Annotated in this window: 9 protein-coding genes; 5 read left to right on the top strand and 4 right to left on the bottom strand. The window is 58.6% G+C overall.

From position 1 onward, the window contains the following. Positions 1 to 567 precede the first annotated feature (567 nt). A complete protein-coding gene (locus EC9_RS18485; protein WP_145347534.1) occupies positions 568 to 861 on the top strand; it encodes a Trm112 family protein in 294 nt (97 codons plus the stop codon). Here EC9_RS18485 and EC9_RS18480 read toward each other — a convergent pair. Together EC9_RS18480 and EC9_RS18475 are read right to left on the bottom strand one after the other, a co-directional pair. Next, positions 836 to 2,089 carry a PDZ domain-containing protein gene (locus tag EC9_RS18480; RefSeq protein ID WP_145347532.1) on the bottom strand — a complete coding sequence of 418 codons (1,254 nt, stop codon included), beginning with the start codon at positions 2,087 to 2,089 and terminating at the stop codon, positions 836 to 838. The two genes, EC9_RS18485 and EC9_RS18480, sit on opposite strands and share 26 nt — an antisense overlap. Positions 2,090 to 2,142: 53 nt before the next feature. Further along, a complete protein-coding gene (locus EC9_RS18475; RefSeq protein WP_145347530.1) occupies positions 2,143 to 2,757 on the bottom strand; it encodes a DUF4254 domain-containing protein in 615 nt (204 codons plus the stop codon). Positions 2,758 to 3,039: 282 nt separating this feature from the next. On the opposite strand from EC9_RS18475, the gene EC9_RS18470 reads away from it, so the two are divergent. From EC9_RS18470 to tnpA, 3 genes are all read left to right on the top strand, one after another. Beyond that, complete coding sequence (locus EC9_RS18470) at positions 3,040 to 4,020, top strand: aldo/keto reductase (protein ID WP_145347528.1); 981 nt, start codon at positions 3,040 to 3,042, stop codon at positions 4,018 to 4,020. A 123-nt stretch (positions 4,021 to 4,143) separates the two neighbouring features. Continuing rightward, positions 4,144 to 6,132 carry a YjhG/YagF family D-xylonate dehydratase gene (locus EC9_RS18465; RefSeq protein WP_218934837.1) on the top strand — a complete coding sequence of 663 codons (1,989 nt, stop codon included), beginning with the start codon at positions 4,144 to 4,146 and terminating at the stop codon, positions 6,130 to 6,132. 645 nt (positions 6,133 to 6,777) lie between these two features. Beyond that, positions 6,778 to 7,236 carry an IS200/IS605 family transposase gene (tnpA, locus tag EC9_RS18460; RefSeq protein ID WP_145347524.1) on the top strand — a complete coding sequence of 153 codons (459 nt, stop codon included), beginning with the start codon at positions 6,778 to 6,780 and terminating at the stop codon, positions 7,234 to 7,236. 608 nt (positions 7,237 to 7,844) lie between these two features. Here tnpA and gap read toward each other — a convergent pair. Continuing rightward, entirely contained in the window at positions 7,845 to 8,870 is a 1,026-nt protein-coding gene (gene gap / locus EC9_RS18455; RefSeq protein ID WP_145122408.1) for a type I glyceraldehyde-3-phosphate dehydrogenase, read from the bottom strand. Between the two features lie 253 nt (positions 8,871 to 9,123). Here gap and EC9_RS18450 point away from each other — a divergent pair, with 253 nt between their 5' ends. Beyond that, positions 9,124 to 9,927 carry a class I SAM-dependent methyltransferase gene (locus EC9_RS18450; protein WP_218934249.1) on the top strand — a complete coding sequence of 268 codons (804 nt, stop codon included), beginning with the start codon at positions 9,124 to 9,126 and terminating at the stop codon, positions 9,925 to 9,927. A 1-nt stretch (position 9,928) separates the two neighbouring features. Here EC9_RS18450 and EC9_RS18445 read toward each other — a convergent pair whose 3' ends face one another. Continuing rightward, positions 9,929 to 10,963: a lysylphosphatidylglycerol synthase transmembrane domain-containing protein gene (locus EC9_RS18445; protein WP_145347520.1), complete on the bottom strand. Its 1,035-nt coding sequence runs from the start codon at positions 10,961 to 10,963 to the stop codon at positions 9,929 to 9,931. Positions 10,964 to 11,284 lie beyond the last annotated feature (321 nt).

Raw genomic sequence — 11,284 nt, 5'->3', positions numbered from 1 at the left:
AACATCGTACCACAACCAATCGGTGCGTGAGCTTGTGGCGATTCGCTAGCGCGTGCCGGGGCATTTGCCAAAGCACAAAGACATAACAGCCCTAACCATGGAGGTCGGAGCGACGATGCAGGTGGGAACCTCGCCGAAAGGCGGTGTTGGGGGCGTCGGTGGAGAGGGGCGTGGCAAGGCTGCATAAAAATAGCTTCGCCGGCCCGCGATCGCACAATCGCAGGTCGGCGAAGCGTCGTCCCGCAACACAAACGCTGAAGACAAATCCCCCGGACAACGGTTGATTTGCCCAATGGAAACTCTAGGTCAGTTTTGCCGATGGGCAAAGAAAAATTTCGATTTTACAACCGCTCTGTCGCCGCCGATTTCGCGTCACGGCAGATCGTTACGATACATCATCGTTGTCGGTCGCTGAGGTTGCCCATCGATCTGGGCAGCTGCTGCCGACGGCTGCCGAAATCTTGTTTTGCCCAGTTGAACACCCCTGAGCTTAGGGACATCCGAGCGTGCTTCAGCTATAATCGGTCCAACCGAGGAGCGTTTGAATCCCTCTATGGAACCCCCGCCGTGATCGACCCAAGCCTGTTCGAATATATTCGCTGCCCCGTCACTCAGTCGACGCTGGCGGTAGCCGCCGACGAATTGATCCAGCAGATCAACCAGCGGGTTTCCGCTGGAGAGGCTCGCAATCGGATCGACCGCCCGGTGCAGCGACCGCTCGAGTCGGGATTGATCAACGCCGACGGAACGCTGATCTATCCGGTTTGGGCTGACATTCCGACGTTGATTCCGGACGAAGCGATTCCGATCGCCGCGGCGTCTGCAGGGGCGGAAACTACGGAAACTGACGCTTCAGTTTAACTGTCAGTGTGAAGGTTTTTTGTCGCCGGATGGTGCGAATCAACTTCGGCGTCGGTTCACCTTCCTCGTTGGGGAGTTCGACCTCGACCTGTTCTTCCACGATCCTGTTGATCTGCATTGGGATCGGTTTTTCGGCAGCTGTCTGTTTGGCGATCGCCGCTTGTAGATCGGCAAACGATTTGACATCGAATTCGCCAAACTTGGTGATTACATCTCCCGAACGCACCCCCGCCTCGGCCGCGGCGGTATTGGGTTCCACCGTACCGACTTCGCAGTTTGGATTCAGCGGGCTGCATCGGACTCCCAGGAATCCGCCGCGGCACTGAATCTCCAGATTTGGAAACGACGACTTCAGGCGTTCGTAACCTTCCAACGTGATGTCGGTTCCGAACAAAGTCAAACCGCGACGCAGCGGCAATTGGGCAAGCGTGTCGATGAATTCGTCACCTGCCGAAACATTGACCAATTGGAAATGATCCAACCGCGTTAGGTCTATCAGTCCCTTGATATCGTCGACGGAGATCGTGGTGTCGCGAATGACCAAATTCTTCATGTCGGGAATGGTTGCCACGTGATCGACGACTTCCGCCGTGATCTTGTCACCACTCAAAATGACAGTCTCCACACCATGCAGCCAGGTGAGCCAGGAGAGCGTTGCGACGTTCCCTGACCAGTCTTTCGGGATCCGCATGTGGTAGTTGTTGCTGACGACCGAGGACGCCAAATGGTATTCGCCAAAGCCGATGAAGATGCCTGACCCGGTCAGGACTTCCATCGCCCGTTCTTTGCGGTCGTCGCGAACTTCGTCCATCGCCAATTGAGCCCGAGTTGCGGCGGACGAAGCACCTGCGGCGCCGACGCGTTCCAGCGATTCCCAAGCGAGATCTCGCGTTTGTTGTTGCGGATCAAAAGCGACCGACATCTTCCGCAGCACCGAAAGGATTCGCGATGTCGTTTCAAGGTCGCCGTCCCGAAGCCCTGCTTCCAACGCGGGAACGGCGGCCGAACCGGCCAACAGCAGTCGCGTCGTTGCGAGTTCGCGCAGTCGGTATTGGGGCGAGGAGAGTTGAGAGACCCATCGATGCATCGGAGCATCGGTGTTAGCTGTCGCTGACGCTTGTTCAGCGGGAGCGACCGGCGACGTGTCGGCTTCGTCGCCGCGACAAACCGAGACTGCAACGACCAGCAAGATGACTAGCGTGGAGCACTTGAATAGATTCAGCCTCATGATAGTTCGACCTGCTGATGTGGCTTCGCGGCAGCCGTGGGGAGGACTTCGATTCAACCAGCGCGCAGCTTTTGGGCGGCGTACAAATACGGGTTCAGTGTCGGATCATTATACATCTTCATCTGGCGATAGGTTCGGTGCGCCTTGCGTCCGGCGAACAGATCGACCAACAATTCTTTCAGCGAATTGGAAAGATCTCCCTGTTGTTGCCGGCAGAGTTCGATCCGTTGGGTGACCAATTCGCGGTGCTCATCGGAGGCGTCGTCGCGTTCGAGTTGCTCTTCATAGTGGTACAACCGCAGCGACATGATCGACAGCCGGTCGATCGCGCTGCCGGAAGTCTCGGTGTTGATCGGGGCACCTTCGGCGGTTTCGACGCCCTGTTGAGCCAGCAACAAGGTGATCGAATCGTCCAGTTTTTCGATCCAGTCGTTCCGTTTCTGGTTTAGGCCGTCGATGTTCCGCTTGACTTGAGCGATCTCGGCGTCGGAAACATCCTTTGCCCGGGCGATATCTTCCTGGTGCCACAGGCGATAATTGTGTTCGTGTTGCTGGCAAACCAGCTGCATGAAATCGGTGTACGGGTTCGCGATCGGGCCGCGATGCCACTGCTCCACAGCATCCGCTTGTAATTGGACGATCGCGTCAACATCGATAGGCAGGGGCATTATTCAACTCTCCTCTGGCTGACGAAACAGCCTTGCGGTGCATTACTTATATGTTACCAGCACTCTGGCATCCGCTGCGGATAGTAGGTGAAGAACTTGCCTAAAATCAACCTCATCCCGCCGCGTGCGTTTTCCGCGTCAAAACGCAGTATTCAGCAGCCGCGAGGCCGCGGCTCAGAAAGGTCCGTGCAGCGAAGGCCTTGCAATCGACAAGCGATTTGCCAAGCTATCCACCTGCCATTTCGCTCTTGCCCGTTTCCCTCCCGCCACGGATCGCTTGACATGATTCCCTCGCTATCGCTTCGCTCTGGAGCCCAATTGCCCGTTCTTGGTCTCGGAATGTGGAAAATCCCCAACGAACAGTGCGCCTCTTTAGTTCAAGCGGCTGCCGAAGTCGGTTACCGCCATTTCGATAGCGCTTGCGATTATGGGAACGAACGCGAAGTCGGCGACGGGCTGCGGGGAGTAATGGACAGCGGCGTCTGCAGCCGCGAGGATCTGTGGGTGACGTCGAAGCTGTGGAATACGTTTCATCGCAGCGAACATGTCGAAGCCGCCTGCCGCAAAACGCTCGACGATCTGCAGCTCGATTACCTCGATCTCTATCTGATCCACTTCCCGATCCCGCTGCGATACGTTTCGCCCGAGCAACGGTATCCGCCGGGGTGGTTCTTCGATCCCGAAGCGGCCGAGCCGAAGATGGCGATCGATCGCGTCTCGGTCGCCGAGACCTGGGCCGCGATGGAGCAACTGAAACAATCCGGGCTAGTCAAAGAGATCGGCGTCTGCAATTTCAACATCGCCCTGCTCCGCGATATGCTCGCCTACGCCAACGATCCGCCGGCGGTCTTGCAAGTCGAAACGCATCCCTACCTGACCCAGGAAAAACTCTTCCAGTTCTGCCGGGAAGAACAGATCGCCTACACCGCTTTCTCGCCTCTGGGAGCACTCTCCTACCACGAGATCGGGATGGCCGACGGATCCGATTCGCTGCTGCAGATCGAACCGATCCGGGCGATCGCCGCCGCTCACGATCGCTCCCCAGCCCAAGTGTTGTTGCGTTGGGGCGTGCAACGCGGAACCGCGGTGATTCCGAAAACCACAAAAACGGAGAGGCTGGCCGAAAACTTCAGCCTCTTCGACTTCAGCCTCAGCGACGCGGAGATGGCAACGATCGACGGGCTCAATCGCAATCAACGCTACAATGACCCCGGCGTCTTCTGCCAAGCAGCCTTTAATACGTTTTGCCCTATCTATGAATAGTAAAACCGTTGGACCGAATACGTTTTGCCCTATCTATGAATAGTCAAACCGTTTGCCCACCAACATTTTGCCTTTATTGCGAGTGATCCATTGCCTCCCGCGTTTAACTATCCCGACGACAGTTTGTTTTCGCTCGACCAACATCTCGATGGCGGCGACGTCGCGGCGTCGGTGGTCACGTCGGCGTCGGGGCCAAGTGGTCAGTTGCCGTTGACCGATGAGATCCTTCGCTCTTGGAGCAGCGGCGATCTGTTTGGACTGACGCAAAACGCCGGCATGGGCTGGGATCCGGCTCGCATGATGGGACCTCAGTATTTGTGTCTGAGTACGCAGGGAGGCGTTCGCGATCACGATGGGACGCCGATCGCCCTGGGCTATCACACCGGACACTGGGAAGTTGGGCTGTTGGTTCAAGCGGCAGCCGAGCAGTTTTCGGAGGCTGGTGGGGTCCCGTTTGCCGCTTTCTGCAGCGACCCTTGCGACGGCCGATCGCAGGGAACCAACGGGATGTTCGACAGCCTGCCCTATCGCAACGATGCGGCGATCGTGATGCGTCGGTTGATCCGTTCGTTGCCTCGCCGCCGCGGTGTGTTGGGCGTCGCGACGTGTGACAAAGGTTTGCCAGCGATGATGCTGGCAGTTTGCGGGACGAAGCACTTGCCCAGCGTGATCGTTCCCGGCGGCGTGACGCTGCCGCCGACGGTCGGCGAGGATGCGGGCAAAGTGCAAACGATTGGGGCTCGGTATTCGCAAGGCGAAATCTCGCTGGAACAGGCCGGTCTGGAAGGCTGCCGCGCATGCGGATCGCCTGGCGGCGGTTGCCAGTTCCTGGGAACCGCAGCGACCAGCCAAGTTGTCGCCGAGGCGATGGGGCTGACCGTTCCGCATGCGGCCCTTGCACCCAGCGGCCAGCCGATTTGGTTGGACATCGCGCGGCAGAGTGCTCGCAGTCTGATGGCCTTGGATGCTCGCGGGCTCACGCTGGCCGATATCGTAACCGACGATTCGATCTACAACGCGATGTTGGTTCACGCGGCCTGCGGCGGTTCGACGAATCTCTTGCTGCACATTCCCGCGGTCGCTCAGGCGGCTGGGCTGCGGTCACCGACTGTCGACGACTGGCACCAAGTCAATAAATTGGTCGCGCGGTTCGTCGATGTTTTGCCCAACGGCCCCGTCGGGCATCCGACGGTTCGGTTGTTCCTGGCCGGCGGCGTTCCGGAAATCATGTGGCATCTCCGCGAGTTGGGGCTGTTGCGCGGCGATGCGATGACGGTCGCCGGCGTCAGTTGGAACGAGATCCTCGACGCCTGGCCGCAGTCGGCTCGTCGGCGCGCGTTGCGGCAGCGTTTGATCGAATCCGATCGCGTCGATCCCGACGATGTGATCATCCCTCCGGCAACCGCTAAAAAACGTGGACTGACCAGCACCGTCTGCTTCCCGCAGGGGAATCTTTGTCCCGAGGGATCGGTGATCAAATCGACATCGATCGATCCGAGCGTCGTTGGCGACGATGGCGTCTATCGCAAGGCCGGCCCGGCGCGGGTCTTTGTCAGCGAACGCGATGCGATCGCGGCGATCAAGGGGAACCATCCCCAACCGGTTCAGGCGGGAGATGTTGTGGTGTTGATCGGCCGCGGCCCGCTGGGGAGCGGCATGGAGGAGACCTATCAAATCACGTCGGCCTTGAAGTTCTTGCCCTGGGGCAAACATGTGGCGCTTGTCACCGACGCCCGGTTCTCGGGCGTCAGCACCGGCGCGTGCATCGGCCATGTCGGCCCGGAGGCATTGGCGGGAGGACCGATCGGCCGCGTCCAGGACGGCGACCAGATCGAAGTCGTTGTCGATCGAATCGGATTGCACGGCAGCGTGAACCTAATCGGGACCGCTGACAAATCGCTAACGCCAGCGGAAGCCGAAACGCTGCTCGCATCGAGGTCGCCGCATCCGCAATTGGCTGTCGACGTCAAGATGCCCGACGATTCACGACTCTGGGCCGCGCTGCAACAAGTCGGCGGCGGGACGTGGAACGGATGCGTCTACGACGTCGAAAAGATCATCGCCACCTTGGACGCCGGCACCAAGGCGTTGCAAGAAAAAGCGAGCGATTGATTTTGCCAACGGTCCCGTCGAACGCGATGGCGTTTGGTCGTACCGTTTTACCAGAGCATGTTGTTTCGGCGGGAATCGGCGGTTTGACGCCCCGAAGTGGGCAGCGGTACGTCAGCCCAGGGCAACGCCCTGGGGTTCGGGGCGGGCCCATCGCCCGCGGAGCCCCAGCGGGGCGGTTCTACGTCATGGTCGGTGTCGCGTTGTGCAATCGAGTTAGGGCCGCCCCAATAGGGCTAGGATCGTTTGTTTGTAGCCGTTCACCCAGGGCGTTGCCCTGGGTTGGCGTGGTGCCGGCCCCGTTGGGCCTGGAGAATGGGCGGGTGTGTTGTTCGGTTTCGCGTACGGTGACTGAGATCCGTGTGTGGGGGGGATTAAACCGTGCGCGTTATGCGGTTTGTATGCGTGGCGTTGATGATGCATATTGGGAATCGGCGGTTCGACGCCCCAACAGGGGCAGTCCTATGTCAGCCCAGGGCAACGCCCTGGGTTTTTGAACGCGCCCATCCACGGCGGAGCCCCAACGGGGCGGTTCTACGCCACCGAGCGGAGCGGTGTCCCTCCATCCGACTTGTTGTTCCATGCGGTATGTGTTGGCTACAATGATTGAATTCCACGCGCTGCGGACTCCTCTTCGTGAGCTGATCAATGTCTCAGTCGCTAGCCAAGGTTGCGATCCATTTCGTGTTTTCGACGAAACACCGCAAACCGTTGTTGGATCCGTTGGAACTTCGCGAGCAGTTGTATGCTTACATGGCGACAATCCTTCGCGACAACGTCGATTCCCCGGCCATAAAGATTGGTGGGGTCGAGGACCATGTTCATGCGTTGCTTTTACTGAGCCGAAAGTTTGCGCTCGCAGATGTCGCTCAGGAGATGAAGACGGAAACCAGCAAGTGGTTAAAGAAGCAAGCGACGGGGCTGAAGTCATTTTCGTGGCAGTCGGGTTACGGAGCATTCTCCGTCAGCGAATCGAACATCGACGATGTGAAGCGGTATATCGCGAACCAACAGGAACACCATCGAAAGATGACGTTCGAGGAGGAGTTTCGCGAGTTATGTCGCCGCCATGGGCTGGAGATCGACGAACGCTATGTTTGGGATTGAGGGGGAACGTCGTTTGTGTCCGAGGAATGGGCGTGTGTTTTGTTTCGTGGCGTGTGCGGTGATGAAACGTGTGCGTGGTTCGGGAGAATCGGTCGGTTTGACGCCCCGAAGTGGGCAGCGCTATGTCAGCCCAGTGCAACGCCCCGGGTTTTTGAACGCGCCCATTCACGGCGGAGCCCCAACGGGGCGGATCGATGGCGTCGTTGGTGTGGCGTTGTGCGATCGAGTTAGGGCCGCCCCGTTGGGGCTGGGATCGTTTGTTTGGCCGCGTTTTCCCAGGGCGTTGCCCTGGGCTGGCGTGGGGCCGGCCCGTTGGGTCTTGGGAATTTGTGGGTGTTTGTTTGGCGGCGTTTTCCCAGGGCGTTGCCCTGGGCTGGCGTGGTGCCGGCCCGTTGGGCCTTGGGAATTTGTGGGTGTTTGTTTGGCGGCGTTTTCCCAGGGCGTTGCCCTGGGCTGACATGGGGGCGGCCCGATTGGGCCTGGGTGAATGGTCGGTCCGTTGGGATTGTTGTTGGGGCAAATAAAAAACCCTCGTTCTTTGGGAACGAGGGTTTTTCTGGCAATTCGCAGTTTTGCGTTATTTGCGTTTGGCTACGTAATCGGTTGGATTACATAGGGCCGAACTTGGCGATCAAGTCGGCGGTGCGGCTGCTGTAACCCCACTCGTTGTCGTACCAGCTGATCACCTTGACGAACTTGCCGTTGTCGCCCAGGACTTGAGTGAAGTCGGCGGCGAAAACGCTGCTGTGTGGATCGTGAACGATGTCGCTGCTGACGATCGCGTCTTCGGTGTACATCAGGATGCCCTTGAGAGGTCCTTCAGCAGCTTCCTTGATCGCGGCGTTGATCGATTCAACCGATGCTTCTTTGCTCAAGTTGCAGGTCAGGTCGACGACGCTTCCGGTTGGCACAGGAACTCGCATCGCGATACCGGTCAGCTTGCCCTTCAGTTCTGGGATCACCAAACCGACAGCCTTGGCGGCGCCGGTGCTGGTTGGGATGATGTTCTGGCCAGCGGCACGCGAACGGTACAGATCGCCGTGCGGTTGATCTTGCACCTTCTGGTCGTTGGTGTAAGCGTGAACGGTTGTCATCAGGCCCGATTCGATACCGAAGGTGTCGTTGAGGACCTTGGCGACAGGAGCCAAGCAGTTGGTGGTGCAACTGGCGTTCGAAACGCACTTCATGTCGGCGGTCAGTTTGTCGTCGTTGACGCCCATCACGCAGGTCAGGTCGGCGCCATCTTTCGCTGGTGCGCTCAAAACGACCTTCTTGGCTCCGGCGGCCAAGTGCGAATCGTAACCTGGCTTGGTGTCGGTAGCACGTGCGGTGAAGAAACCGGTGCTCTCGATAACTACGTCGACGTTCATTTCGCCCCAAGGCAGTTTGGCTGGGTCGCGTTCGGCCAATGCGGCGATCGGCTTGCCGTCGACGATGATCGACTTGTCGTCGTATGTGACCTCGCCTGGATAGCGACCGTGGATGCTGTCATACTTCAACAGCGTTCGCAGGGTTTTGTTGTCGGTCAGGTCATTGATCGCCACAACTTCGAATTCGTCGCTGCGTTCCATCAGATTGCGAAACGTCAAACGTCCGATGCGGCCAAAGCCATTGATTGCTACTCGAATTGCCACAGAATGCTCCTGTAAGAAGTAAAAATTGAATCGTGTTGAGGGCGACCAACAAAGGGTGAGCTCAATGTCGCACGGATTATAGCGGTAGAAAACGCCCCCCAGCCAGTCCCCTAGTAGCATTTTGCGGTTAGATCGACTCTCTTGAGCGAAGCAATCTCTAGGCCTTGTTGTGGCCAAAGATGTTCATCGTTCCCTAGTAGGCCGGTTGTGTGTCAACCGGAACCCTTGTTGTCTCTAACCGTTTGAGCTGTGCGTGCAAATTGAATCGATTCCTTCGTGGCAGTTGCCTGCGGGCGTGAGCCCAGGAACCTGGGATTATGCCGCGCGACCGGCGATCGCAACAGAGTATGACCAATACTTCGCCGATCATCCGCTGTTCGCGCTAGATCAGCAGTTGGTTTTGCAGCATCTGCCCCCGCCCGATTCGCAGGGGCGAGCGACCGTCGCCGACCTGGGCTGCGGCACCGGGAGGGCGTTGGTCGCATTAGCAGCGAGCGGTTATCGCGGGCTGGCGATCGATCTGAGTCAGCACATGTTGGAAGTGGTTCAGCAGAAAGCGCAAACTCAGGCGTTGCCGATCGCTTCGGTTAGGGCGAATCTTGTCGACCTGAACGGGATCGCTGACAATTGTGTCGAGCATGCGGTTTCGCTGTTCAGCACCCTGGGGATGATCCGCGGCCGGGCGAACCGAATCGCAGCGCTTGCCCACACGCGGCGGATCCTCAAGCCGGGCGGCAAGTTTGTGCTGCACGTTCACAATATCTGGTCGTCGCTTTACGATCCCGCCGGCCTCCGGTGGTTGTGCCGTTCGTGGTGGTCCGGCCGCAAGCGAGGCGATCAAGAATTTGGCGATCGGGTCTATCAATATCGCGGTCTTCCGAACATGTTCCTGCACAACTTCGGCTTGAGTGAACTGAAAGCCGACTTGCGGCAGGCAGGGTTTCAGATCGAACAGATCTTTCCGCTGAACCTGACCGCCAGTGGAGTGCTTCCGCTGCGGCGGGTGTTGCCTCGCGTGCGAGCCGGCGGATTTGTGGCTGTCTGTCGCCGCGACTGATTTAGGTTTCGTCGTCGGAAGCGGCGACGGCTTGGAACGATTCGCGAACCTCCCGTTGCCCGGTCCAATAGAAAACGATACCGATCATCGCGATCGCGATCTTGACGATTTCGTAGACCAGGCCGACGATCGTTCCCGACGCGTCGGTCGGCGTCGTCGGTAGCTTGGCGTATAAGTGGTCCAATGCGCCCTCGAACACTCCGATCCCAGCCAACGAGATCGGCAGCCCGGCGACTGCATTGGCGATCGGCACGATCACCATATGTTCGGCGAGCGTGGGGGGATGTTCGTAGAGGCCGGCGGCGATGAAATAGATCGCCACGCCTAACAGTATATGCACGACCACCGACATCCCGATCGTCACCATGAAGGCGGCGGTGTGATGCCGGAAAGCTCGCAGCGGATCGGCGATGCGGTGCACAAATGGGCCGACCATCGGGACGTTTAAGATTCGGTCGAGCGCTCGGTCGATCAGGGATCCGCCCAGGACAACGCCCAGCATAAAAGCAGCTCCCGCCAAGGTCAGCGTGTAGACGACGGCGCGGATCAACGTCACGTCGTCTCCGGCCAGCGAGTCGCCGATCATCCATAAAGCGACCGACGCGACCACTAGCAAACCGTACAGCCCAACAACGCGATCGACCAGCGCCGTCGCAAAGACCTCGATCTTCTTGCCCGGCGTGCGGCGGGCCAGAAAGTAGGCTTTGAAGAGATCGCCCCCGACGGCTCCGATCGAAACAAAGTTCAACAGAAATCCGATCGCTGCCAAACGGATCCCTTCGGTGGGAGTCAGCGGGATGTTGTGTGAGCGAACTAACAGCCACCAGCGAACATAGCTGAGCAGCGTTGCGCTGAGCCCGATCAGCAGCGCCATCGCGAGCAGAGAATATTGCTTTGGCGAATTCTGCAGCGCCGACCACTGCTGCGGTTGGATCTGGGAAACGAGGTACCAGACGATGCCAACGGGCACACCAAACTTGGCGACCGTCAGCAGCACCGTCTTGGGAGACGTCGTTTTACTGGGTGTGGTGTTCATCGTCGCTGTCGATCAAGTGGGCTCGAAAATCTGACACACCCAGTTTGTGTCCTATATTTAGAGGATAGGTTTGGAAACCGCTTTTTGTATAGAGGATTGCAGCCACCGCGACTGCTGAGGATCCCAATTCGCGTTCCCACGGTCGCTTCTGACCGGCTGACCCCGTGACCAAAAAATCGGAATCGTCCGCTTCAAGCATAGTTACCCTGAGGTTGCAATGATCGGTATCAACCGGATTTTCTGCTTCCCATCGGCCCCGATTGCTTGCTGCTGCCCGAATCGACAACTAGCATAAGGTCACAAACCCACCGCCACCGCGCG

The organism is Rosistilla ulvae, from assembly GCF_007741475.1.
GTDB classification, from domain to species: domain Bacteria; phylum Planctomycetota; class Planctomycetia; order Pirellulales; family Pirellulaceae; genus Rosistilla; species Rosistilla ulvae.
Note: the sequence above shows the minus strand (reverse complement) of the source record. Positions and strands in the feature narration are given on the sequence as shown.